General features: G+C 40.2%; 27 protein-coding genes and 1 rRNA gene. 16 read left to right on the forward strand and 12 right to left on the reverse strand.

Annotated elements, in window-relative coordinates; all coding sequences use genetic code 11:
* The first annotated feature begins 19 nt into the window (after positions 1 to 19).
* From rrf to hemN, 4 genes are all read left to right on the forward strand, one after another.
* Positions 20 to 135: ribosomal RNA gene (gene rrf, locus AC979_RS06885) — 5S ribosomal RNA — on the forward strand.
* A 178-nt stretch (positions 136 to 313) separates the two neighbouring features.
* The gene (gene yihI / locus AC979_RS06890; protein WP_049373492.1) at positions 314 to 871 is read left to right on the forward strand and encodes a Der GTPase-activating protein YihI; all 558 of its coding nucleotides are present in this window, start codon (positions 314 to 316) and stop codon (positions 869 to 871) included.
* A 5-nt stretch (positions 872 to 876) separates the two neighbouring features.
* Positions 877 to 1,320, forward strand: a complete 444-nt coding sequence (locus tag AC979_RS06895; RefSeq protein WP_049373493.1) for a DUF2489 domain-containing protein — start codon at positions 877 to 879, stop codon at positions 1,318 to 1,320.
* Positions 1,320 to 2,687: an oxygen-independent coproporphyrinogen III oxidase gene (gene hemN, locus AC979_RS06900; RefSeq protein ID WP_049373494.1), complete on the forward strand. Its 1,368-nt coding sequence runs from the start codon at positions 1,320 to 1,322 to the stop codon at positions 2,685 to 2,687. The genes AC979_RS06895 and hemN overlap by 1 nt, the downstream gene beginning before the upstream one ends.
* Positions 2,688 to 2,730: 43 nt before the next feature.
* Here hemN and lysA read toward each other — a convergent pair whose 3' ends face one another.
* Both lysA and lptM read right to left on the reverse strand, forming a co-directional pair.
* A complete protein-coding gene (gene lysA / locus AC979_RS06905) occupies positions 2,731 to 3,981 on the reverse strand; it encodes a diaminopimelate decarboxylase (protein ID WP_049373495.1) in 1,251 nt (416 codons plus the stop codon).
* A gap of 27 nt (positions 3,982 to 4,008) precedes the next feature.
* Positions 4,009 to 4,134 (reverse strand): LPS translocon maturation chaperone LptM, encoded by a 126-nt coding sequence (gene lptM / locus AC979_RS10575; protein WP_005697346.1) that lies wholly within the window; start codon positions 4,132 to 4,134, stop codon positions 4,009 to 4,011.
* Between the two features lie 95 nt (positions 4,135 to 4,229).
* Here lptM and cyaY point away from each other — a divergent pair, with 95 nt between their 5' ends.
* Together cyaY and recQ are read left to right on the forward strand one after the other, a co-directional pair.
* Positions 4,230 to 4,535, forward strand: a complete 306-nt coding sequence (gene cyaY, locus AC979_RS06910) for an iron donor protein CyaY (RefSeq protein WP_014064685.1) — start codon at positions 4,230 to 4,232, stop codon at positions 4,533 to 4,535.
* Positions 4,535 to 6,400 (forward strand): DNA helicase RecQ, encoded by a 1,866-nt coding sequence (gene recQ / locus AC979_RS06915; protein WP_049373496.1) that lies wholly within the window; start codon positions 4,535 to 4,537, stop codon positions 6,398 to 6,400. The genes cyaY and recQ overlap by 1 nt, the downstream gene beginning before the upstream one ends.
* A gap of 41 nt (positions 6,401 to 6,441) precedes the next feature.
* Here the strand turns inward: recQ and AC979_RS06920 are convergent, their stop codons facing one another.
* Positions 6,442 to 7,983: a YjjI family glycine radical enzyme gene (locus AC979_RS06920; RefSeq protein WP_049373497.1), complete on the reverse strand. Its 1,542-nt coding sequence runs from the start codon at positions 7,981 to 7,983 to the stop codon at positions 6,442 to 6,444.
* 190 nt (positions 7,984 to 8,173) lie between these two features.
* On the opposite strand from AC979_RS06920, the gene AC979_RS06925 reads away from it, so the two are divergent.
* Positions 8,174 to 8,839, forward strand: coding sequence for a YczE/YyaS/YitT family protein (locus tag AC979_RS06925; protein ID WP_049373498.1), 666 nt, complete (start codon positions 8,174 to 8,176; stop codon positions 8,837 to 8,839).
* On the opposite strand, the gene AC979_RS06930 is transcribed toward AC979_RS06925, so the two are convergent.
* The 4 genes from AC979_RS06930 to AC979_RS06945 all read right to left on the reverse strand — a co-directional run bounded on the left by AC979_RS06930 (position 8,789) and on the right by AC979_RS06945 (position 13,031).
* Positions 8,789 to 9,820 (reverse strand): glycosyltransferase family 9 protein, encoded by a 1,032-nt coding sequence (locus AC979_RS06930; protein ID WP_049373500.1) that lies wholly within the window; start codon positions 9,818 to 9,820, stop codon positions 8,789 to 8,791. The genes AC979_RS06925 and AC979_RS06930 overlap by 51 nt on opposite strands.
* 67 nt (positions 9,821 to 9,887) lie before the next feature.
* A complete protein-coding gene (gene fbaA / locus AC979_RS06935) occupies positions 9,888 to 10,967 on the reverse strand; it encodes a class II fructose-bisphosphate aldolase (protein ID WP_005699675.1) in 1,080 nt (359 codons plus the stop codon).
* Between the two features lie 91 nt (positions 10,968 to 11,058).
* Positions 11,059 to 12,219 (reverse strand): phosphoglycerate kinase, encoded by a 1,161-nt coding sequence (gene pgk / locus AC979_RS06940; RefSeq protein ID WP_049373502.1) that lies wholly within the window; start codon positions 12,217 to 12,219, stop codon positions 11,059 to 11,061.
* 98 nt (positions 12,220 to 12,317) lie between these two features.
* Positions 12,318 to 13,031, reverse strand: a complete 714-nt coding sequence (locus tag AC979_RS06945) for a ribonuclease T2 family protein (protein ID WP_049373504.1) — start codon at positions 13,029 to 13,031, stop codon at positions 12,318 to 12,320.
* 75 nt (positions 13,032 to 13,106) lie between these two features.
* Between AC979_RS06945 and AC979_RS06950 the strand changes: the two genes are divergently transcribed.
* From AC979_RS06950 to rpoH, 7 genes are all read left to right on the forward strand, one after another.
* Positions 13,107 to 13,367, forward strand: coding sequence for a YfhL family 4Fe-4S dicluster ferredoxin (locus tag AC979_RS06950; RefSeq protein ID WP_014064693.1), 261 nt, complete (start codon positions 13,107 to 13,109; stop codon positions 13,365 to 13,367).
* 35 nt (positions 13,368 to 13,402) lie between these two features.
* Positions 13,403 to 13,555 carry a DUF1232 domain-containing protein gene (locus AC979_RS10165; protein WP_005696968.1) on the forward strand — a complete coding sequence of 51 codons (153 nt, stop codon included), beginning with the start codon at positions 13,403 to 13,405 and terminating at the stop codon, positions 13,553 to 13,555.
* 142 nt (positions 13,556 to 13,697) lie between these two features.
* Positions 13,698 to 14,912 (forward strand): MFS transporter, encoded by a 1,215-nt coding sequence (locus tag AC979_RS06955; RefSeq protein WP_049373506.1) that lies wholly within the window; start codon positions 13,698 to 13,700, stop codon positions 14,910 to 14,912.
* 134 nt (positions 14,913 to 15,046) lie between these two features.
* Positions 15,047 to 16,750, forward strand: coding sequence for a nitrate/nitrite two-component system sensor histidine kinase NarQ (gene narQ, locus AC979_RS06960; protein WP_049373508.1), 1,704 nt, complete (start codon positions 15,047 to 15,049; stop codon positions 16,748 to 16,750).
* A gap of 9 nt (positions 16,751 to 16,759) precedes the next feature.
* The gene (gene murB / locus AC979_RS06965; RefSeq protein WP_049373511.1) at positions 16,760 to 17,785 is read left to right on the forward strand and encodes a UDP-N-acetylmuramate dehydrogenase; all 1,026 of its coding nucleotides are present in this window, start codon (positions 16,760 to 16,762) and stop codon (positions 17,783 to 17,785) included.
* A 614-nt stretch (positions 17,786 to 18,399) separates the two neighbouring features.
* Complete coding sequence (locus AC979_RS06975; protein WP_049373514.1) at positions 18,400 to 18,711, forward strand: DUF2322 family protein; 312 nt, start codon at positions 18,400 to 18,402, stop codon at positions 18,709 to 18,711.
* A gap of 145 nt (positions 18,712 to 18,856) precedes the next feature.
* Positions 18,857 to 19,699 carry an RNA polymerase sigma factor RpoH gene (rpoH, locus tag AC979_RS06980; RefSeq protein ID WP_049373516.1) on the forward strand — a complete coding sequence of 281 codons (843 nt, stop codon included), beginning with the start codon at positions 18,857 to 18,859 and terminating at the stop codon, positions 19,697 to 19,699.
* A gap of 49 nt (positions 19,700 to 19,748) precedes the next feature.
* Here rpoH and plsY read toward each other — a convergent pair whose 3' ends face one another.
* Positions 19,749 to 20,348, reverse strand: a complete 600-nt coding sequence (plsY, locus tag AC979_RS06985) for a glycerol-3-phosphate 1-O-acyltransferase PlsY (RefSeq protein WP_049373518.1) — start codon at positions 20,346 to 20,348, stop codon at positions 19,749 to 19,751.
* A 97-nt stretch (positions 20,349 to 20,445) separates the two neighbouring features.
* Here plsY and folB point away from each other — a divergent pair, with 97 nt between their 5' ends.
* Positions 20,446 to 20,802 (forward strand): dihydroneopterin aldolase, encoded by a 357-nt coding sequence (gene folB, locus AC979_RS06990; RefSeq protein ID WP_049373520.1) that lies wholly within the window; start codon positions 20,446 to 20,448, stop codon positions 20,800 to 20,802.
* Between the two features lie 54 nt (positions 20,803 to 20,856).
* Here the strand turns inward: folB and AC979_RS06995 are convergent, their stop codons facing one another.
* A complete protein-coding gene (locus tag AC979_RS06995; protein ID WP_049373522.1) occupies positions 20,857 to 21,468 on the reverse strand; it encodes a cation diffusion facilitator family transporter in 612 nt (203 codons plus the stop codon).
* Between the two features lie 85 nt (positions 21,469 to 21,553).
* Here AC979_RS06995 and AC979_RS07000 point away from each other — a divergent pair, with 85 nt between their 5' ends.
* On the forward strand, positions 21,554 to 21,937 hold the full coding sequence (locus AC979_RS07000) for a MerR family transcriptional regulator (RefSeq protein WP_049373524.1): 384 nt from the start codon (positions 21,554 to 21,556) through the stop codon (positions 21,935 to 21,937).
* Between the two features lie 52 nt (positions 21,938 to 21,989).
* Here the strand turns inward: AC979_RS07000 and AC979_RS07005 are convergent, their stop codons facing one another.
* Genes AC979_RS07005 through AC979_RS07015 form a run of 3 tightly spaced genes read right to left on the reverse strand, consistent with a single transcriptional unit; the run spans position 21,990 to position 24,569 of the window.
* Positions 21,990 to 23,087, reverse strand: a complete 1,098-nt coding sequence (locus tag AC979_RS07005) for an NnrS family protein (protein ID WP_049373526.1) — start codon at positions 23,085 to 23,087, stop codon at positions 21,990 to 21,992.
* Positions 23,080 to 23,772 (reverse strand): ATP-binding cassette domain-containing protein, encoded by a 693-nt coding sequence (locus AC979_RS07010; RefSeq protein ID WP_193387054.1) that lies wholly within the window; start codon positions 23,770 to 23,772, stop codon positions 23,080 to 23,082. The genes AC979_RS07005 and AC979_RS07010 overlap by 8 nt, the downstream gene beginning before the upstream one ends.
* Positions 23,772 to 24,569: an ABC transporter permease gene (locus AC979_RS07015; protein WP_049373528.1), complete on the reverse strand. Its 798-nt coding sequence runs from the start codon at positions 24,567 to 24,569 to the stop codon at positions 23,772 to 23,774. The genes AC979_RS07010 and AC979_RS07015 overlap by 1 nt, the downstream gene beginning before the upstream one ends.
* Positions 24,570 to 24,590: the final 21 nt, after the last annotated feature.

The following is a 24,590-nucleotide window of genomic DNA, read 5'->3' on the forward strand; positions in this document are numbered from 1 at the left end:
AAGTTATTAAAGGAATAATCCTGGCGGCGATAGAGCGGTGGTCCCACCTGACCCCATACCGAACTCAGAAGTGAAACGCCGATGCGCCGATGGTAGTGTGGGGCTTCCCCATGTGAGAGTAGGACACCGCCAGGTACTGAATGTGAACCCCGAGCTGAATGGCTTGGGGTTTTTGTTTTTATATTTGATTTTAATAAAGTAAAAGTGCGGTCAAAATCAGAATAGTTTTATTAAAGATGTTTAAATCTTTTAATGAGAAAATATAGGTGGAATGGTACAATCACCAAAATTTTTTATAGGATAAATAACACAAATGGCTCGTAAAAAGAAAAGTCGTAAAATTAGCGATATTATGCCAATTCGTAAATCGGATAAGAAACCTGAAGCACCAAAGCTATCAGGTAAGAAATTAACACGTTATGAATTAGACGCTAAAGCAAGAGAAGATAAGAAAAAACGTAAACATAAAGGTTTAGCATCCGGTTCTCGTCATAGTAACGCTGAACAAAATAAAAATAATCAAGTCGTTGAACAAAAAGATCCGCGTATTGGTAGCCGTAAAAAGGTTCCACTGATTGTTGAATTTGTGAATAAGCCTGAGAAAGGGATGACAATTCCAGCCGTAAAAGAACCGAAAAAACTTGCGCCTGAAGTTGAGTTAGAACGTTTAGAAAATAATGAAATTCTAAATGAATTGTTGGATGCCTTAGATGAAGGCAAAACGATTAGTAAAGCTGATCAACAATTTGTGGATGAATGCTTAGATCGTATTGCTCAGTTAATGGAAGAATTAGGTATTCAAGATGAAGAAGAGACAGAGGATGACCTCTATCGAACCTTCGAGAAAATTGATATCAACCAATTCAGATAATTGTCATGTGGCCGATTATTTTAAGTATTATTGCTTTGGGAATTATTGCTGGGGTATCATTTTATGCTTTCAAATTACTGAGGAAGTTACGCGAGCAAAACACTCTCATTAAGCAGGCTAAAATAGCACGTACAAAACGCCTAAAAGAGAGTATGGTAATTATCGCTAAAGCGATGCAAAATGGAGATTGCAACCATTCAGAAGGGGTGATTCGTTTATCAATGCTTTTACTCCCTTTGGGACTCTCTTTGCAACCATATCAAGCGATGTATGCACTTTATAACATTGTGAAAGAAATGCCTACGCATGAAGCTAGAAAAGCCTTATTAAAAAAAGAAAGAATGAAACTCGATCTTGAGCGAGAAAGTGCAGAAGCAAAATTTGAAGAAGAAATTATGTTGGAGTTACGTCAGTTTTTAAATGACGTAGATAAATTTGGGGAAGCTTAATGTCTGAAATTATTTGGGATCTTGCGTTAATTCAAAAATATAACCAATCAGGACCTCGTTATACATCTTATCCAACTGCATTAGAATTTAATGAAAGTTACACAAACAAAGATTTTATTGCAGCGGCTAATCGTTATCCGGAAAGACCACTTTCCCTTTACGTACACATTCCGTTTTGTCACAAACTTTGCTACTTCTGTGGCTGTAATAAGGTGATTACTCGTCATCAACATAAGGCGGATATTTATCTTGATTACCTTGAAAAAGAAATCAAAGCGCGTTCAGAATTATTCAAAAATCGTGTTGCGACTCAAGTGCATTGGGGCGGTGGTACACCGACTTATTTGACAGAAGAGCAATCTGCTCGTTTGATGAAGATGCTTAAAGATCATTTTACGATTGCGGATAATGCAGAAGTTAGTATTGAGATGGACCCACGCGAAATTGAGCTCGACATGCTTGATCATTTACGCAATATTGGTTTTAACCGAATTAGCATGGGTGTACAAGATTTCAATAAAGCGGTTCAAAAAGCGGTAAACCGTGAACAAGATGAAGAGTTTGTGAATGCGTTACTTGTTCGTGCTCGTGAGTTAGGTTTTCAATCGACGAACCTTGATTTAATTTATGGATTGCCACTTCAAAACGTCGAAAGCTTTATGTTTACATTAAATAAAGTGATTGAATTAAATCCAGATCGTTTAAGTATCTTTAACTATGCCCATTTGCCAAGTCGATTTGCGGGACAAGCAAAAATTAAAGAAGAACAATTACCGCCACCGGAAACTAAATTAGAGATCTTACAGAAAACTATCGAAACTTTGGGCAATGCAGGCTATAAGTTTATCGGTATGGATCATTTTGCTAAACCAGATGATGAATTAGCGATTGCTCAAGAGAAAGGTGTTCTACATCGAAATTTCCAAGGCTATACTACTCAGGAAGAATGTGATTTGCTTGGTTTAGGTGTGTCAGCTATTAGTTTATTGGGTGATACGTATGCTCAAAACCAAAAAGAATTAAAACATTATTATCATGATGTGGAAAATTCAGGAATCGCATTACATAAAGGTTTAGCGATGACAGAAGAGGATTGCTTACGCCGTGATGTGATTAAGCAGTTGATTTGTAACTTTAAGCTTGATTTTGCACCAATTGAAAAACAATATAATATTGATTTCAAAAAGCACTTTGCTGAAGATTTACAGTTATTAAAACCATTACTTGAAGATGGATTAATTTCTGAGATGGAAACGGGCTTACAAGTTTCGCCTAAAGGTCGATTATTAATTCGTAATATTTGCTTATGCTTTGACACCTATTCAAGAGCTGCAGCAAAACGACAACAATTCTCTCGAATTATTTAGTTATATAAAAAACGGTCAAGATATAAGTCTTGACCGTTTTTATTTATTTAGCGATGCTTTCTAGTGCCCATAATTCGCTGAGATTTTCTCTGCGACGAATTAAGTGAGCTTTGTTTCTATCCACTAACACTTCAGCCGTGCGTGGACGAGAATTGTAGTTTGAGGACATGCTTGCACCATAAGCTCCTGCAGAACGTTGAGCAATATAATCCCCTTCAGCAATAGCGAGCTCACGCTGTTTACCTAAGAAATCAGAGGTTTCGCATACTGGGCCAACAACATCATAAATGGCTTTTTCACGCCCTAAAGTGCGGTCAATTTCAATGATGTTCATATAAGCTTCATAGAGTGCTGGACGAATCATATCGTTCATGCCGGTATCGGTAATCGCAAAGTTTCGGCTTTCATTACTTTTTAAGTATTGAACTTTAGCCACTAAAATTCCCGCATTCGCCGCGATCGCTCGACCTGGTTCTAAAATAATTTCGAGATCTTCATAATCTTTTAATTTATTCAGTAGCGCAGTCGCATAATCACTTGGATGAGGTGGCGTTTCATCAGTATAAGTTACGCCTAAACCGCCACCGAGATCTAAATGTTTTAACGTAATACCATCTTCTTTTAACTGTTCTATTAAACGAATGAGGCGATCCGCTGCATCTAAGAAGGGTTGTAATTCGGTAAGCTGAGAGCCAATATGGCAATCCATACCGGTAATTTTCACATGAGGTAAGGTTGCAGCTAATTTATAGACTTCTCGCGCTTCATCTACGCTCACACCAAATTTATTTTCTTTTAATCCAGTGGAGATGTAAGGGTGGGTATGGGCATCAACATCGGGATTCACGCGTAAAGAAATAGGCGCAACTTTGCCCATTTCACCGGCAATTTGATTGATATGATGTAATTCCGCAATAGATTCCACATTAAAACAACGAATGCCTACTTCTAACGCTCGCATAATTTCGGCATGAGATTTTGCTACACCAGAAAAGACGACTTTTGAAGCCTCTCCGCCAGCTGCTAAGACGCGTTCTAATTCGCCCTGTGAAACAATATCAAAGCCTGAACCTAATTTTGCCATTACATTCAATATACCAATATTGGAATTGGCTTTAACGGCATAACAAATTAAGTGTGGATGCTTTCCTAAAGCAGAATCAAAGGCATGCCAATGGCGTTCAAGTGTGGCACGAGAATAAATATAAAGCGGAGTGCCGAATTCTTCAGCGAGTTGTTTGACGGGCAAATCTTCAACATAAAGTTGCTCGTTTTTATATTGGAAAAAATCCATGACGAATCCTTTAAGTGCGGTCAGTTTTTATTGTGTTTTTTGTGTGTTTTGAGGCTGTTCTTTTTCAGGAAAATATAATGGCCCTTTTACACCACAACCTGTAGCCAAAGTACAGAATGCACTGAGTAATAAAATAGAAAGTAATTTTTTCATTTTTCAATCTCTCTAATAAGTAAAATCTGCCTTTGCCAACGAGGCGAAAGGCTTTATAATTCACGGCATTCTATCAGATTTAATCGGAAAATTTTATGAATGTTGCAGAATTTCACCAAAATATTGAACAGGTTTGGCAAAAAATTGAAGAAGCGTTAGAGAATCAAGATTGTGATGTGGATTGCGAAACGCAAGGTTCGGTATTTACCATTACATTTGATGATCGTTCACAAATTGTTATCAATAAGCAAGAACCACTTCTTGAACTTTGGCTTGCGAGCCGTTTGGGTGGATTCCATTTTGCCTATAAAAATAATGATTGGGTGGCAAATGATGGCAAACGCTTTTGGGATTGTTTAACCGAGGCGGTTGCTGCTCACGGAGAAACGGTAACATTCTAATGGCCGAACTCGCGGAACATACCCCGCAAAAAACAGATTTAAAAACGACCGCACTTAATACGTTGCGGTCTGTTTTTGGTTACCAATCTTTCCGCAAAGGGCAGGAAGAAGTGATTCACGCTGCGTTAAGCGGTCAGGATGCCTTAGTGGTGATGGCCACAGGAAATGGCAAATCCTTGTGTTATCAAATTCCAGCACTTTGTTTTCCTGGTCTCACATTAGTGATTTCACCTTTGATTTCTTTAATGAAAGATCAGGTGGATCAACTACAAGCAAACGGTATTGAAGCCGATTTTCTAAACTCTAGTCAGACGCCAGAACAACAACAGCAAGTTGAAAATAAGCTGATTTCAGGACAATTAAAATTATTATATGTTTCGCCTGAAAAAGTGATGACAAACAGCTTTTTTCAGCTGATTTCTTATGCCCAAATTTCCTTTATCGCTATTGATGAAGCACATTGTATTTCACAGTGGGGGCATGATTTTCGTCCTGAATATACCCAACTTGGTGGCTTAAAAGCGGCGTTTCCAAATGCGCCAATTATGGCATTAACGGCGACAGCGGATTACGCGACGAGACAGGATATTCTCACTCATCTTAAATTAGACAATCCTCACAAATACATTGGAAGTTTTGACCGCCCGAATATTCGTTATACGTTGGAAGAAAAGTTTAAGCCGATGGAACAGCTTACGCGTTTTGTGTTAGCTCAAAAAGGCAAAAGTGGCATTGTATATTGTAATAGTCGTTCGAAGGTGGAACGTATAGCAGAAACCTTACGAAATAAAGGCGTGTCGGCTGCGGCGTATCATGCGGGAATGGAAACTGCACTACGCGAACGTGTCCAACAAGATTTCCAACGAGATAATGTTCAAGTTGTGGTTGCGACGATAGCGTTTGGCATGGGCATTAATAAATCCAATGTGCGTTTTGTCGCCCATTTTGATTTGCCGAGAAGCATTGAATCATATTATCAAGAGACCGGTCGTGCGGGGCGAGATGATTTACCTGCGGAAGCGGTGCTGTTCTACGAACCGGCTGATTATGCTTGGTTACAGAAGATTCTGCTTGAAAAGCCAGAGACGCCACAACGTCAAATTGAGCAACATAAATTGGAAGCCATTGGTGAATTTGCCGAAAGTCAGACTTGTCGCCGCTTGGTATTACTCAATTATTTTGGCGAACATCGTCAAACACCTTGTCAAAATTGCGATATTTGTCTTGATCCGCCAAAGAAATATGATGGCTTAATTGATGCACAAAAAGTGATGTCGACGATTTATCGTGTGGGGCAATGTTTCGGCGTGCAATATGTGATTGCGGTATTGCGAGGGATGCATAACCAAAAAATTGTAGAACGCCAACATGATAAGTTAAGTGTTTATGGCATTGGTAAAGATAAAAGCAAAGAACATTGGCAATCCGTGATTCGCCAGCTTATCCACCTTGGTTTTATTCAACAAGTGATCGGTGAGTTTAATAGTGCAACGCTTCAGCTCACAGAAAGCGCTCGCTCTGTTTTAAAAGGCGAAGTGCCGCTTGAATTGGCAATGCCGCGCATTTCATCCATTAATAAAATTGTGCATACATCCCATAAAAATACAGTGGTAAATTACGATAAAGATCTGTTTGCGCGTTTGCGTTTCCTACGGAAGCAGCTAGCGGATAAGGAAAATATTCCACCTTATATTGTCTTTAATGATGCGACGTTACAAGAAATGGCGCAATATATGCCAACAAGTAATATTGAAATGCTACAAATTAATGGAGTCGGGGCGATCAAATTAGAACGCTTTGGGCAGCCGTTTATGGCATTGATTCGAGAACATAAAGCAATTTTAGAAAAGGCAGAAAAAGAATAAGTGCGGTCAAAAAACAGAAGATTTTTCGACCGCACTTTTTTCTAGCTTGCACTTACATCTTGTTCATCTCGTAATTGACGGTCAAAGACTTGTGCACAATCATCGGTACCAGACCCATACCAAGTAGTATCACGTAATGCCACTTCACCTTTACGGTATTTTTCCACTTCGCTTTTCTTCACCAAATAACCCGTTACACGAATCAAATCGGTATTTTTAAGGTAAGTGGTGATATAGCGGTAACCTTGTGAAAATGAACCATCAATAATATCGACGACGGCATCTAAATGATCCACATAGGTTTGGTCAAAGGCAAACAAATCTCCCGTACCTGATGGGAAGTACTTATGGAATGGCGCCGATTGTTTTAAATGGGCCAGTAATGTAGGTTCTTCACCTACACGAATGCGATGTGCAGGCGCATTACGTTTATCTTCTTCATGATTGCTTGCGCCTACTTGAGCATGTAATAAATAACGATTGCCCGTGCGTTCAGCATACACGCCTTCATGGTTATCCGTGACTTCTTTTAATTTATCCATAATCAAGGTCGCAATTTCATCACCGCGTTGGCTTTTACCAAAGGTTTCGTTTAAGCCTTCTTGTTGCAATAAATGATTTGCCGCATCTGCGAGACCAACAATGGCAAACATTCCCGTAAAATTAGTACGTTTGATAAAACCTTCTTTTTCGAGGAATGAGGTATTGAAGAAGTTGCTTTCTTCCACTACAAATTTATGGCGTTTATCCATTGTGGAAAGTGCACATTTTGCTACACGAGGTAAGAGCTCATTGATCATTTCATCCACGGTTTTACAGGCGCGCGCGATAGTCCCTAAACGCAAACGAGTGAGAGTATAAGCCCCGCCACATTCAGGTAATGCGTTATAGCAGCTTGCAATGCCATATTGTTCGCCTAAGTCAGAAATGTAGTAAGCATCATTGGCAAAAGAGGGTTTAGAAACCAATAAGCACGCTTTTGCCGCTAATTCTGCAAATTCACGACTTGTTTTGCTCTTATCGTAACGAATGGTCATATTGGGTGTTGGCGCTTCCAATTCAATCACCGCTTTTAAAATCAAACGCCCTGCTTTGGTGTCATAAGGTCCAATATTGGCATGACAGAATGAATCCGGCACAGTTTTATCCACATGATTTAAGAAACGTTTAATTTTGATGTAGTCTTGTTCCTCATCGGTAATAAACGGATCAAGTAGCACGTCTAAGCACCCAATGTAAACTGGGAATGTGGTGATGGAGGGTACGTGGGAATATAAAATCAATAAGCCATCTAATGCTTCATCAAGATCTTTTGGCGGCGGTAATTCAAGGAATTCACAGCCTTTTTTAATATACACATTGTAATCCGGCAAAATATAGCGAGGACGATAAATCGCGTAGCCTTCATTTAAATCACAGATCATTTGATTTTGAAGGAATTGCCATTCTTCATCTGTGTAGCCTAATAATTCCCGAGGATCAAATAATCGCTCGGCAATATTGCCTAAACACATGAGTTTTTGTTGATAGGTGAGTGTGTTGGATTTTACGGTATCCAAAATATCTTGAAGAGATGCAAGCATAATCATGTCCTAATTTAGAAGGGTAGCCTATTTTAAGTCAGTGGCTGAGTGATGACAATTTTGACAATGTGATCTACATCACATTTATGATATTTATCAGTCAATTCGGTTATATCATATGACGTTAAAATGTTTTGGTTTTATGGGGTTTCCCATTATGATGTAAGTGTTAAATATACATGGGAATAATATGAAAAAAGCACGGGTGATTCCTCACACCAGTTGGGCCGCAAAATCGCTATGGTCAGTCGAAGGTAAAACGATGTCGATGCTATTATTTGCATTGGCAATACTGGGCATTGGAGATGGCTTAATTGTGCTCGCTAATTTGGGTTCCTCACCTTGGACCGTACTTTCTCAAGGTGTGGCATTACAAGCTGATGTTAGTATTGGTTGGGCATCATTTTGGATTAGCTGTTTGGTGATGTTAGCTTGGATTCCCCTTAAGTTGAGATTTGGGCTTGGTACGATTTTGAATATTATCGTGATTGCTTTTTTTCTTGGTTTAACTGTGAAAATGATGCCTGAACCAACCGCACTTTTTAGCCAAATTTTATTCGGCGGCATTGGGCTTTTGCTTTATGGGTTAGGAACGGCATTGTATTTAACCTGTCATCAGGGGGCGGGGCCTCGAGATGGTTTAATGGTAGGACTTTGTCAACGCTTTCATTTAAAAGTAGGGATTGTAAGAACAAGCCTTGAAGTGTCGGTTTGTGTGTTGGGTTATATTCTCGGCGGCACAGTCGGAATAGGTACTGTTGTTTTTGCCGCCGCAATAGGTTGGATTGTACAGCTATGCTTAAACTCAATTGCTCGCTTGCCACATCTTCCGCACGAAGGGGATAATCTCCATTAAGGCATCATCAATCGAAATTAAGCCTAAATTCATTTCGTCTTTCCCTTTTGGCGGGCAGAAAGCAAGGTGTTTATCTGCATCATTAATTGGTTTCCAACGACGAGGCTGAGATGAGCGACTATTTGGATAGAATCCGATCGTTGGCACATTGAATGCACTGCTTAAATGCAATGGTCCAGTAGAGCCTGCAATGAATAAATCCGCACAAGCCAGAGAATGTGCAAAATCAATCAATCCTTTATTCTTATCGTAAACAATCACATTTTGACTATCGACTTTTGCCGCTAGCTCATGGGCTTTTTCACTTTCACCTGGTCCTGCCGTTAAGATAATCTGACAGTCAAATTCGTTTAATAAACCTTGTATCAATTGAGCATATTGCGACAATGAAAGGCTTGTTGCTGAGCCACCTGTTCCACTATGCACAAAGACCCATTTTTTATCCGCCGATAAACCGAATTGTTCTTGAAGAAAAACACGTTGATTTTTAACCGCACTTTCAGGAAATGAAAGGTAAGGTGGTTTAGGTTCTACAATCGGCATGTTGTGTTTCTTTAAGAACGCCCGAGCCAGATCTTGATTGTATTCTGCTTCCGATTTTTCTGAACGTGAACGTCGTTGTGTTAAACGATGGTTATAAAGGATTTGCACCCATTTTGTCGCGGGTGCAAGACGATAAGGAATCCCACTTTTCCACGCTAATTTACCGTTATGAGTATTGGAAAAGAAGCTAATCATGCCATCAAATTGCTGCTCTTTGATTTCTTTAACAAGACGACTGAAATCCGCTTTGTCGTTCTTGGTACTATCAATGATGACATCATCTAAATAGGGACAAATTTGAGCCAATGGGGCTGTATAAGCAGGCACAAGTGCGGTTAGTTTTAGCTCGGGATTTGAGGCTTTCAACATCGCAAAAGCCGGAAACGCCTGAACAAAATCACCCAGTTTATCGTTACGAATGACTAAAATTTTTTTCATGTTTTCTCTTGTTAAATAAAAAAACCGCACTAGAAAGTGCGGTCTTATTTTAGTCTATTTTTATGGATTATAAAACATCAACGCAGTTTAAGTCTTCGAAAGATTGTTCTAAACGTTTAGACATTGATTCTTCCATTTTACGTAACCAAACACGTGGGTCGTAGTATTTTTTGTTCGGTGCATCAGGACCTTCAGGGTTACCTAATTGACCTTGAAGATAAGCTTCATTTGCTTTATAGAAGTTTAAAATACCATTCCATGCAGCCCATTGAGTATCAGTATCGATATTCATTTTGATTGCACCATAGCTAATTGCTTCGCGGATTTCTTCGCGGCTAGAACCTGAACCACCGTGGAAAACGAAGTTGATTGGTTTAGCAGGAAGATTGCGTTCTTTTGCCACGAACTCTTGTGATGCACCTAAAATAGATGGTTTTAATTTTACGTTACCTGGTTTGTAAACACCGTGTACGTTACCGAATGCAGCAGCAACGGTAAAGTTAGGGCTTACTGGGTTTAATTGGTCGTAAACGTAAAGCACATCAGATGGTTGGGTATATAAACGAGATTCATCTACATCAGAGTTATCCACGCCATCTTCTTCACCACCGGTGATACCGATTTCGATTTCAAGGGTCATGCCTAATTTATCCATACGAGCAAGGTATTCACGGCAGATTGCCATGTTTTCTTCCATTGGCTCTTCAGATAAGTCAAGCATGTGAGAAGAGAATAATGGACGACCAGTTTCTGCAAAGTGTTTTTCACCCGCTTCAAGTAAGCCATCGATCCATGGAAGTAATTTTTTCGCTGCGTGGTCGGTGTGAAGAATAACTGGCACACCGTATTCTTTGGCTAAAGTATGAACGTGTTTCGCCCCTGCGATCGCACCTAAAACGTCTGGACGTGCACCGCTTGTTGGTTTGATACCTTTACCTGCGTAGAAAGCTGCACCACCGTTTGAGAATTGGATAATTACTGGTGCTTTCACACGAGCAGCGGTTTCCAATACTGCGTTTACGGAGTCTGAACCCACGCAGTTTACTGCAGGGATCGCGAAGTTGTTTGCTTTGGCATAAGCAAAGATTTTTTGTACATCTTCACCTGTTACTACGCCAGGTTTTACGATATCTAATAATTTAGCCATAGTTGTGTTTCCTTTTGTTTTGGAGGATTTATCCTCCGTTTGAAGAATCAATATTTATCCCCTCTGTGCAGAGGGGATAGAAGTCATTTAATTAACCGTTCGCACGTTTTTCAAGAATTTCTACTGCTGGTAATACTTTACCTTCAACGAATTCTAAGAATGCGCCACCACCGGTAGAGATGTAAGAGATTTTATCTGCAATACCGAATAAATCGATAGCTGCTAAAGTATCACCACCACCTGCGATAGAGAATGCATCGCTGTTTGCAATCGCGTGAGAAATGATTTCAGTACCTTTACGGAAGTTAGGGAACTCAAACACGCCAACTGGACCATTCCATAAAACGGTTTTTGCATTTTTGATGATTTCAGCTAATTGTTCTGCAGATTTATCACCGATATCGAAGATAGATTCATCGTCTTTCACTTCGGTTACTGATTTTTCTGTTGCAGGTGCAGTTTCAGAGAATTCAGTACCAACACGTACATCAACTGGAACTGGAATATCCGTGCTTGCTGCTAATTCTTTTGCTACAGGGATTAAATCTGCTTCATATAATGATTTACCTACATTGTGGCCTGCTGCTGCGATGAAAGTATTCGCAATACCGCCACCCACGATGATTTGGTCAGCAATTTTTGAAAGAGAGTTTAATACTTCTAATTTAGTGGAAACTTTAGAACCGCCTACGATCGCAACCATCGGACGAGCAGGTTCTTTTAATGCTTTACCTAATGCCTCTAATTCTGCTGCAAGTAATGGACCTGCACAGGCAACTGGTGCAAATTCCGCTACGCCGTAAGTTGATGATTGTGCACGGTGAGCGGTACCGAATGCATCCATTACGAAGACATCGCAAAGTGCGGCATATTTTTTACCTAATTCAGGATCGTTTTTCTTCTCACCTTTGTTTACACGTACGTTTTCTAAAACAACGATTTCGCCTTCTTTAACATCCACACCGTTTAAGTAGTCTTGCACTAAACGCACATTGAAACCTGCGTCTTTTAAGTAATCAACAACCGGTTGTAAAGAGTCTTCAGGTTTTAATTCACCTTCAGTTGGACGACCTAAGTGAGAGGTAACCATCACTTTTGCGCCTTTCTCTAAAGCCAGTTTTAACGTCGGGATAGTCGCACGAATACGCGCATCAGATGTCACTTTGCCATCTTTTACCGGTACGTTTAAGTCCGCGCGAATAAATACACGTTTACCTTTTAAATCTAAGTCGGTCATTTTGATTACTGACATAAGCTTTCCTCTTGGGTTAGTTAAAATTAAACTGGGACATTATACCTAGATCTTACTAGGTTGTAACGATGTAGATCAAATAAAAAAGCGAATTATGCTTATTTCGGGCAATCGATCACTTGCCATTGGCGATCATAGCAAATGAATAATTCATTATGGTTCGCGCCTAAATAAACGCCTTTTAGTTGTGGATTATTCTGCTTCATCCATTGAAATAATTCTTTACGGCTTAATTGTTCGTTTGGCAAGGAGAGTGATTCAAATAATGCTTTCTCTTGTTTGAAATAAGCTTCCGCTGAATCAAACGCACAGCTGCCGTGTTTTTCCCATTCGCCTTGCAATAATTTTGCACCTGGCGAGATTGAAAGATAAGGTTCGAGGGTTTCAACTGGAAGCGGTGCTAAATCACCCTTACAAAAACGTGGATGATCCGTAACAGAACGTGCATTCGCATTTTGTGGCCATAAGCCATGCACCACCCAGCCAAATTGATTTTTTGTACTACATTGATATTGCGCTGAATCAGGTAAATTATTGCCATATTGCGCACGTTGTTTTTCACAAAATGCAGGCGACCAAGATAAGGCCAACATATAGTAATCAACAGGGGCATTTTTATTTTGTCCAATGGCATCATCGCGCATGACGACATCATAATTACCAAAATCTTTGGTATTTTTGACCGCACTTTGGCTTTGTTGCTGTGTGGTTGTTGGGGCGGGTTTGGTGTCTTTTTTGTGTTCAGTGAAATATTGCCAAATGCTAAATGCGGCAAGGGCAATAAGGGAAAGAGTAGAAACCTGTTTTTTCATAAAAATCCTGTTTAAATTTTGTCAATTTTGCTTTTGTCGGCTATAATTCGCCGCTTTCTCATATAAAGGAATGGTATGGCGTTACTGATCACAAACAAATGCACAAACTGCGATATGTGTCTCCCTGAATGCCCGAATGAAGCAATTTCAATCGGCGAGGAGATCTATGTGATCGATCCTGTCCTTTGTACGGAATGTGTTGGTCATTATGACACGCCAACTTGCCAAAAAGTTTGCCCGATTACAAACTGCATTAAGCCAGATCCTGAGCATCAAGAAAGCGAAGAGCAGCTTTGGGAACGTTTTGTGATGATTCACCATTCGGATAAGTTGTAGAATTTACCTGATCTTTTTCTTTTCGTCCAATGACTATGAATAAAACAAAGTTAATTAAAATCGCCATCATTCTGATTTATTTGTTCAGTCCGATTGATATTTTGCCTGAAGCGGTGCTTGGCCCATTAGGTTTGGTGGATGATGCGGCAGCCATTGCCTTATTAATTCGAATTTTATTGAAAAAATAAAAACTTGAATAAAATCAACCGCACTTTGCTTTTCTCATTCTTGCAAAATTCCGTCAATTTCTCTAAACTAGGCGTCGGAAAATTTCTTTCCTCATCATTTCACTTTAAACGCTACCCGTGAGTAGCAAAAGGGACCTCAATCATGACAAACGTCAATCAATATGGCTGGAAAGCCTTGATTGGATCAGCTGTCGGCTACGCGATGGATGGATTCGATCTTCTTATTCTTGGATTTATGCTTAGTGCCATTTCGGCCGATCTTAATTTAACCCCCGCACAATCTGGCTCATTAGTTACCTGGACACTTATTGGTGCTGTGGTGGGCGGTATTGTATTTGGTGCATTAAGCGATCGTTATGGACGTGTACGCGTACTGACTTGGACAATCGTCCTCTTCGCCGTATTTACCGGTTTATGTGCAATCGCACAAGGCTATTGGGATTTATTAATTTATCGCACCATCGCGGGTATCGGTTTAGGCGGTGAATTTGGTATCGGTATGGCATTAGCCATTGAAGCTTGGCCTGCAAAACACCGTGCAAAAGCAGCGTCTTATGTGGCATTAGGTTGGCAAGTGGGTGTGTTAGCGGCTGCGTTACTCACCCCAGTATTGCTTTCACATATCGGCTGGCGCGGTATGTTCGTTGTCGGTATCTTCCCGGCATTTGTGGCTTGGTATTTACGAGTTCGCTTACATGAACCTGAAATTTTCTCACAAAAACAGACCGAACTTTCAGCACAAAAAATATCAAAGCTGGAATCTTTTAAACTTTTAGTGAAAGATAGCGCAACCACAAAAGTGAGCCTTGGCATAGTGGTTTTAACGTCTGTACAAAACTTCGGTTACTACGGCATTATGATTTGGATGCCAAACTTCTTATCTAAACAACTTGGCTTTAGTTTAACGAAATCGGGTTTATGGACTGCCGTTACTGTATGCGGCATGATGGCGGGGATTTGGATTTTTGGTCGCTTAGCCGATAAAATCGGACGTAAACCAAGTTTCTTATTATTCCAACTAGGTGCTGTGATTAGCATCATCACTTACTCTCAATTAACTGATCCAACTGCGATGTTGGTGGCTGGCGCATTCTTAGGGATGTTTGTCAATGGCATGATGGGCGGTTATGGGGCGTTAATGGCAGAAGCCTATCCGACAGAAGCGCGAGCAACAGCACAAAATGTGTTGTTTAACTTAGGTCGTGCCGTAGGTGGTTTTGGACCGGTTGTTGTTGGCGCGATTGTATCCGCGTACTCATTCAGTATTGCGATTGCTTTCTTAGCAGTGATTTATGTGATCGACATGGTGGCGACAGTCTTCTTAGTGCCAGAATTAAAAGGCAAAGAATTAAGCTAAGTGCGGTCAAAAAAATTAATGTTTTTGAAAACATCGGGGTTAAAGCCGATGTTTTTTATTTATGAAAAATCAGCCAATTTCAACCGCACTTTATGCTAAACTATGGACACTTTCCCCAATGTTGAAGAATTATCGTGTACGCTAAACGTTCAGTTTCTACCCGTATTGCTAAATATTTATTTGTGGTCATTATCTTCATGGGCATTATTAGCTCATTGAGTTTGCTCGTGATGGCCAGTAATAAATCGGATGCGGAAGCCATTAATATCTCCGGTTCTTTGCGTATGCAAAGTTATCGACTATTAACAGAAATGGAACGTTCGCCGGATACGGTTGAACAGAATCTGGTGCGTTATCAACGAAGCCTCAATGCTGAGGCCTTGCTTTCTGTGCAGAATCAGCTTTTTGCACCTTCAGGGGTGAGAGAATCCTATCAAAAAATTCTACAACGCTGGGCGGTGATGTCTGATTTCGCCCGTGCGCATCAAATCGAAAAATATCATGCAGAACTGAAAAGTTATGTACAAGATGTCGACGATTTCGTGTTGGAATTACAACGCTTTGCTGAACAAAAATGGATTAGTGCGGTTTCAGTGCTATGCGTGTCGATGTTGTTAATTTTGGCCATGGTGTCTTATGTCATTTGGTATCTAAAGCGCGAAGTAGTGAAGCCTTTAGAGCTGATGACCAAAGCCAGTATGCAAGTGCAAATGGGGCAGTTTAAACATATCCAGCTTGATACAGAAAGTGGTAATGAGCTTGGTGTCTTGGCGAAAGTGTTTACGCAAATGTCCTCGGAATTAGGGCGACTTTATTCACGTTTAGAAGATGCCGTTAATGAGAAAACGCAAAAGTTGCGCCAAACTAACCGCTCTTTAACCACACTTTATCAAAGCTCGCAGTTGCTTACGCCCACAAAGATTAATGATAAAATTCTCAGCCAAGTGCTCAATCATATTCGTGTCAGCGAACATTTACGCTATATTGAGTTAGAAATTTTCGGCTCAGAACATTGGGAAATTTCTTTTGGTCAAAAAGATCCTAAACAATCACTTCAAGTCGAAGAACTTTCTATTGAAAATGAAAACTTGGCTGTGCTCTCATGGCAAGCCGGTTTGCCTTGTCCTGATCCACGCATGATGAAAAACTTAGGGCAAATGGTGGCAAAAGCGTTGTATTCGCACAAAACGCAACGCCAGCAAGAGCAACTCTTATTGATGGAAGAGCGGTCCATTATTGCACGGGAATTACATGACTCGTTGGCACAAGTGCTGTCTTTCTTACAAATTCAATTAACGCTGTTAAAGCATAATTTGAAGAAAGAAGACGAGGAATCAAAAGAGAAAAGCATTGCGATCATTGGCGAATTTGAACAAGCCTTATCAGATGGGTATTCTCAATTACGAGAATTATTAGCGACTTTCCGTTTAACGGTACAAGAAGCCAATCTACAGGTTGCCTTGGAGCAAGTTATCGAAAGTTTACGTTCGCAAACGAAGATGCAAATGACCGTGGACTGCAGTTTGCCATCACAAAGTTTAAATCCACAAGAATTAGTGCACGTTCTACAAATTGTGCGTGAAGCAACGCTGAATGCGATTAAACACTCAAAAGGTACGTTGATTGAGGTAAAAGCACACATCAATGCAGAAGGGGAATACGAAATTCTTGTGCAAGATAATGGCGTAGGGATTCCGACGTTAGACGAGCCAGAAGGGCATTATGGTTTAAATATCATGACTGAACGCAGTCGCCAATTAAATGCTCAGCTTACAATTTTAAAAGGGGAGCAAGGTGGTACGATGGTGAAAATCACGCTCCCTCACACGTTTTTTTAAGGAAAGTTAATGCAAAGTTTACAACCGTTTCACACCTTCAATATTCCAGCAAATGCACGTGAAATTATTGAAGCCACATCGATTGAACAAATCCAACAAGCTTGGCAAAAGGCGAAAGCTGAAAAGCTACCAGTCTTATTTTTAGGTCAAGGCAGCAATATGCTGTTTTTAGAAGATTTCCAAGGTGTTGTAATTGTTAACCGTTTATCGGGTATTCAACATACAGAAGATAGCGATTACCATTATTTGCATGTTAATGGTGGCGAAAATTGGCATCAGTTGGTGGAATGGTCGCTTTCACAAAGAATTAATGGTTTAGAAAATCTTGCACTCATTCCAGGCTGTGCCGGCTCCGCACCAATTCAAAATATCGGTGCGTATGGCGTAGAGTTTAAAGATGTGTGCGATTATGTGGATGTGTTGAATCTTAACACGGGCGAACAATTCCGTTTGCAGGCGAGCGAATGTGAATTTGGTTACCGTGAAAGTATTTTCAAACATCGCTATGCGCAGGGTTATGTGATAACGGCTGTTGGATTGAAATTAGCGAAAAATTGGCAACCGATTTTAAAATATGGCTCATTAGTGAATTTTGATCCTCAAACGGTAACGGCAAAACAAGTGTTTGATGAAGTGTGCCATATTCGCCGTAGCAAATTACCCGATCCAAAAGAATTTGGTAATGCGGGCAGTTTCTTCAAAAATCCTGTGGTGAGTGCAGAACAATTTGTGAAAATCCAAAAACAGGTCGAAAATCTACCGCACTTTCCACAACCGGATGGCTCTGTGAAACTTGCTGCGGGTTGGTTAATCGATCAATGCCATTTAAAAGGTTTTCAAATCGGTGGCGCGGCCGTTCATCAACAACAAGCTTTAGTGCTCATTAATAAAGGCAATGCTACGGGACAGGATGTTGTTAAGCTTGCACATCATATCCGTCAAACCGTAGCAGATAAATTTGGTGTGTATTTACAGCCCGAAGTGCGCTTTATGGGGGGGAATGGCGAAGTAAATTCAGAGCAAGTAATTTCTTAAGCGATGTTTAAAAGATATTCTAATTTAGGGCTGCTACTTTGTCTTTTGACCTTATTCTCACTCTTCGTCGGGGTGCTATGGGGATTAATTTATCTTACTGATACACATTATATACACTCGTATAGTAATCGTACCCTATATTGGTGTATTTTTGTTGCTTATTGTATTGGTATTCCAATAATTCTTTGGTCGAATTCTGATGATTATTATGAATATAGAACCTTGAAATCTTCCATTCGATATAGCTCAGATAAAACAGGGAGATTTTCATGGATTAGAGTAGCATTAGAGTTGATATTAACTCCACCCGTAATAGCTTTTATCTTTCTAGAACCGCTGTTTATGATATGTTACTCAACAGTATTTGGAGAGGAAAAAACTTCTGAAGTTATTATTACGAAATTAGAGTACGAAAAAGGTGGGTATAGACAAAGGCCAAAATATTATGTTTATGTAACCTCAAAAGAATATGGTGATGAGTTATTTAACTCAAAAATAGTTTATCAACAATCGTATCCAAGCATTATTTTAGTTGTGAAGAGGAAAGTATCGAAATTTGGGTACATTGTAAATTATAATGATATAACAGTTAAAAAGTATGTAGGAAAGCAATCATGAACTTTAAAGACATTTTAGAGACTTTACCAAGCATTGATCATCTAACAGGTTTAGACGTATTAAACGGTGAAACGGTGATTCATCATATTCCCGCTGCGCCAGGTAAGTTAGGTTCGCTTCGTCTTTATCATGCGTTAGCAGAAAAATTTAATGGGAAATTAGACCACACTTCTGCACAACAAGGCATTGAGTGGTTTGCTGAACACGTTGAAGATGCGAAGAAAAATCCTGGCAAACACCCGAATATTGATTTATTGTTTAAGGTAACGGCGGAGGATGTCATTTATTCGCTTGTGCCATTAAAATAATTTGAAAATTTTTAGTGATTAATCTGAACTTTCAATCGTTAAAAACTGTCAAATAAAACAAATTGAGGTATAATGACAACAGTTGTTATACAATAACAAATAAGTAATGAGTCGGGGCGTCGCTCCGCATGCTGTGAGGAGAAGAATGAATAAAGAAACTCAAATGATGTTAGTACCTCAAGGTAGCATCGAAGGTTATATTCGAGCAGCAAACGAATATCCGATGCTCACTGCAGAGGAAGAAAAAAGCTTAGCAGAACGTTTGTATTATGACGGTGATATTGAAGCAGCGAAAAAATTAGTTTTATCACACTTACGTTTTGTTATTCATGTTGCGCGTGGTTATTCTGGTTATGGATTGCCACAAGCAGATTTAATTCAAGAAGGTAATATCGGATTAATGAAAGCGGTAAAACGTTTTAATCCGGAAGTAGGCGTTCGCCTTGTATCTTTTGCGGTGCACTGGATCAAAGCTGAAATCCACGAATATGTCCTTCGTAACTGGCGTATTGTGAAAGTCGCGACCACAAAAGCACAACGTAAATTGTTCTTTAACCTACGTAAAACCAAACAACGTTTAGGTTGGTTCAATGAAAACGAAGTGGATATGGTGGCGAATGAGCTTGGCGTGTCAAAAGAAGATGTCATCGAAATGGAATCCCGTATGACAGGGGCTGATGTCGGCTTTGATTTGCCAACAGACGATGACGATGAGGCTTATGTACCTTCTTTATATTTAGAAGATAAAAGCTCAAACTTTGCGGCAGAACTTGAAAGTGAAAACTTTGAAGAACAAGCCACAGAAAAATTAGGTACAGCGTTAGCTAATCTTGATGAACGTAGCCAAGAGATTATCAAAGCACGTTGGTTAGATGATGATAAAGCCACCCTTCACGATCTTGCAGCAAAATATAATGTGTCTGCAGAACGTATTCGTCAGCTTGAAGCCAACGCACTGAAAAAACTTAAAAGTGCGGTTGATTTCTAAGCCGTTTTGATAAAAAGAAAACCTGTCGATAATCGACAGGTTTTTTTATTTATTTCTTTTTAGATTTTCCCCACATTTTATCTTCTTGGCCTCGCCATAAGCGTTGAATATTGTCGTGGTGGCGATAAATTAGTAAGCAACAAACTAAGGCAACGGGGAAGGTAAATTCAGGTTTAAGCCACCAAACATAAAACGGTACAAGAAGTGCAGTGATAACCGCACTTAATGAGGAATAACGGCTAATTAGGAATACTAGCAACCAAGTGCCTAGCGTTGAACCGGCGACGCCCCAAGAGATGGGCGCAATCGCACCGAATGCGGTCGCGACACCTTTCCCGCCTTTAAACTGAAAGAAAATAGGGAAAATATGGCCTAAACATGCGCCTAATGCCACCATGCCTAATTCAAATTGCGTGAGCCCTAAATAATACCCCGCCCAAACCGGTAACATCCCTTTTAAAATATCGCAAATTAATACTGTGAGAGCCGCCCAACGTCCGCCAATACGCAATACATTTGTCGCACCTGGGTTATGAGATCCATTTTTTCGTGGGTCAGGCAAACCTGCTACCTTACAAATCAAAATTGCACTGGAAATCGAACCCAGTAAATAAGCAAAAATCATATAAAAAAGGGCAAATAGGCTCATTTTGTGCTCCATAATCTTGATTGTATTTGAAAAACTTGTTCGTTATTTTAACCAAACTTGGTAGCATAAGCCCACTATATTTTTACAGGAATGAGAGATGGATCGTATTTTTATTGAAGAATTAGTCGTCTTCGCACAAATTGGCGTGTATGACTGGGAACAACAAATTAAACAAAAGATCGTTTTTGATTTGGAAATGGCATGGGATTGTCAAAAAGCCGCAGAAACGGATGATGTGCAATACTGCCTCAATTATGCAGAAGTGAGCCAATTTATTTTAGATTATGTTCAAGCTAAGCCATTTTTATTGATTGAGCGAGTGGCTTATGAAGTGGCAGACCAATTACAACAACGTTTTGGTATTTCATGGTTACGTCTTAAATTAAGCAAACCCAAAGCAGTTGCTCAAGCAAATCATGTCGGAATTATTGTAGAACGAGGCGAGTTGAAATAATCGCTGAAAATTGACCGCACTTTGTTAATCTCAAAACAAAGTGCGGTTCATTTTTTAGATGTTTTTAAGCGCCAAACGGAATGTGCCAATCCCACTTTTTAATACCAGTACACTTAGTATTATACTTGCTAGCGGATCAACCCATAACCATCCAAGTAAATAGGTGCTTAGCCCCGAAAGAATAGCAATAATGGAACCGAATAAATCGGTGAGTACATGTAGATACGCCGCTTTGATGTTGAGATTATCATGATCGCTGTTCAACATTATCTTTGCAACGAAAAGATTCACCAATAACCCGAGAGATGCCACCCCAAGCATCGGTAATGCCATCATCTCGATGGGATTTTGCCAGCGTTGAATGGCTTCAAATAAAATCATCAATGCCACGACAATCAATGAACCGCTATTAAGTAGGGCAATGTATCGTTGCTTTTGAGCAGATAGAAATAACGCCAACAAGGCTAAAAATAACGATAAGCTATCATTTGCCATGTGCCCCGCATCAGCCATGAGTGCCAAACTGTTAAACCAATAGCCTCCAACAAATTCGACAACCATAAAGCCCGTAATGATGGCAAAACTGAGTGCTAAGATTTTTTTATCTTGTGGAATATGCTCATGAGATGAATGATCATGATGTTCATGAGAATGATGGCCGGACATACTGCTCCTCATTGTGTCTTTGATTAACTTAGGATAAAGTATAAAGTCCGTAGCAACTACAAGGTCAAGGCTTGATTTTAAAAAAATGAAAATTAACGAACTCAGCAAACAAAGCGGTATTCATTTAGAAACCATTCGTTATTATGAAAAAATGGGCTTGATGCCGGAGCCTAAACGTCTTGCAAATGGTTATCGAGATTATGATGAAGCCAGTTTGAAGCAATTAAAGTTTATTAAAACCTGCCGAGCGTTAGATTTTAGCTTGGCCGAAATTAAATATTTTAATGCGTTGAAAACGCAGCAATCTCAACATTGCGAAGTCGACAGTATGTTGGCTAAGCATTTGGTTTCAGTCGAAGAAAAAATTGCCGAACTGACCGAAATTAAACATTTCCTGCAAAGTTTAATTACCGAAGATGATCATCAAACCGCAGATTGTAAAGCCATGGCACAATTAAAAGCCTATTAAGTGCGGTCTAAAAAATATCAAAAATCCGCCCGTTGATGTGCGGATTGGTCATTTATTCAGGATCATCCGTAAAGGCATTGTTTCGGAATATCGGCACAAAGGTTGCGAGATATAGCACAAACACGATGGCAATTAAAATAGCGGGAATCGTGATAAAAAATAGCTCGTCCACATACATCAAACAGGCTCGGGAAAGTGCCGCCGTGAAAAGGCAAAGCACGGCAAGGCGACAGAGTTTTGGGTAATCCAGTTTCGTAAAACCACTATGCCATAATCCCGCGGTGAGCCAAATCATCATCATACTGCCAAGAATGCCACCGAGTGTCACCATGTGTAATGGATCGGCAGTAGGTTCATCAAGTAATTTATTTATTCCAATCCACAAATAGCCAATCGCGGCGAACAGTTGAAGGAAATAATAAGTGCGTACATAATGTTTACGTAGCAGTTCGTGATGATGTAATTCGCGTAACTTGGCAAGCAAGATAAAGCCAACGGCAAAGGCTGTAAAAGCGGCTGTTTGTGTAGGCAACCAAAGCTCTGCTGCGGTATGAAGTAATAAAAATGTAATTGCGATATTTTTATACACGACATTCGGGATAAATACAGGATCTTTCAATGTACTTTCTTTCAGTGCCTCTGCGCCTAATAGAATGCTGACTCGAATTGATACAAACATTACCGCCGCCATATTCAAATGCACCTGTGCCCGCAATAATTTCAGACTATCAGTCATGGCGTAAGCCGTCTGACAAACAGTAAATGCAGCAAGTAACATCAGTAAAGTAAAATTGTCGGTATTGCGATCCAACCAAAACAGCCAAGCACAAAAGAGTAACAATGCGAGCCAATAAGCTGCCACTAAAAACGAGGCGGTTTGCGGGGAAAATGGCAATAACACCAATCCCGAAAGCAAGAGCACTGCTAATATTGTCGCAATAGGTTTTAAATTGCCTTTGTAATTTGTCCATTCGAGCATGGAAGCCGTTAGAAAGCCACCGTATGCAGCTGGCAGCATAAATTCTAAGAAAATTTTGCGGTGTAGGATGAGATCATCGGGGCTGATGAAAAAGCTCAAGGCACCAACAATCGCAAGAATGGCTGCACCAACAAAAAAGGGTCGCATCGGATGGGTAAAGAAATTATTCATAATAATGGATTCCTTGAAATTCGCGTGCGACTACGGTTTCTTCAAAGGCTGAATTGCGTTCGGATAATGGCGTAGGCAAGGTAATCACATTTTGCACATCCATCCCTTTTGGTGAAAGCTGCATAATCTCTCGGCTTAATCGAGCCGCTTCAAAACGATCGTGCGTCACTAAAATGCAAGCCATGCCTTGTTGCTCAATTTTTTCTACTAATATGGCGGCTAAAATATCCCGTAAATCACGATCCAAACCGACAAAAGGCTCGTCCAATAAGGCTAAATCACAGCCACATAGTAATAGACGCAAAAATGCCACGCGTTTTGCCATACCGCCGGATAATTCGGTTGGGTATTTATTCAAATCACCCGAAGAAAGTCCGATCTTTTCTGCCAGCGCGATGATTTCATTTTCATTAGGATTATCCATAAAAATGGCAATATTCTGCATGGCAGTGAGATTTTCTAATAGGCGATTTTCTTGAAACAGAAAGCCCGTTTTACGGAATGTATTATTGATTTCGCCCGATTTTGGCGTTTCTAAACCTGAAATTAAACGCAGCACAGTCGTTTTGCCACAGCCACTAGGACCGAATAAAGTTTTCACTTCGCCCGTTTGTAAATCCATACTGAAATCGCGCACGATGGGATCGCGGAGAATTTCAAAACGCACATTCTTTAAACTCAGCATTATCTTCTCCACGGCATAAATAGTATTTCCAATGGCTTGGTAATTAAATATTCAAAGAGGGAAACAAACACAATCACCAACAACACATAAGCCATGACCGTTGATGTATCTAACATGGCTCTGGCATCGGCAATCTGTGCCCCCACACCCTCATTGGCTCCCAAAAGCTCAGCCATAATCACGACTTTCACGCCCATAGCCACCGCGACGCCAATGCTGGAAATGACATAGCCTGTGAGATGGGGAATATACAAATAGCGGATTTTTTTCCACAATCCGAGTTTGTACGCATCAAACAATTCTTCATGTTGTTTGTTTACACTTGCCATCCCCATAGCAGCACTGGCAAAGGTCAGCGGGGCGACTAATACGATAATGGTAAATAGCACACTTGGATTACCAAAACCAAACCAAAATAACGCCATCACGACCCAAATAATTGGCGGCATGGCTAATAAAATCGTAATGACGGGTTTGAGCAATGCCATAGCGGTTTTAAAGCTCCCCGCAATCAGCCCTGCCGCTAAGCCTGCGACTAATGCAATGGTAATACCCACCACAGAACGCCATAACGAAATACTGATTTCGTTTTGTTGGAAATGATCGAGCAGCTCAAGGGCTTTTTGAAAAACATCCGAAGGAGCAGGCAGCATAAATTCACCAAATATCGCACTGCCCCAAGCCCACAAGGCAACTACCATCATCGCCACACTCAAGCCGGTAAAACCGCTCCAGAGATAGTCGATGATGTAAAACAGGACAGGTTGTGGTTTACGGATTTTGTCAGTTTTAATCATGTGTTGTGATTCAGTTTCAAA

The organism is Parahaemophilus parainfluenzae (assembly GCF_001053575.1).
Taxonomy (GTDB): domain Bacteria; phylum Pseudomonadota; class Gammaproteobacteria; order Enterobacterales; family Pasteurellaceae; genus Haemophilus_D; species Haemophilus_D parainfluenzae_S.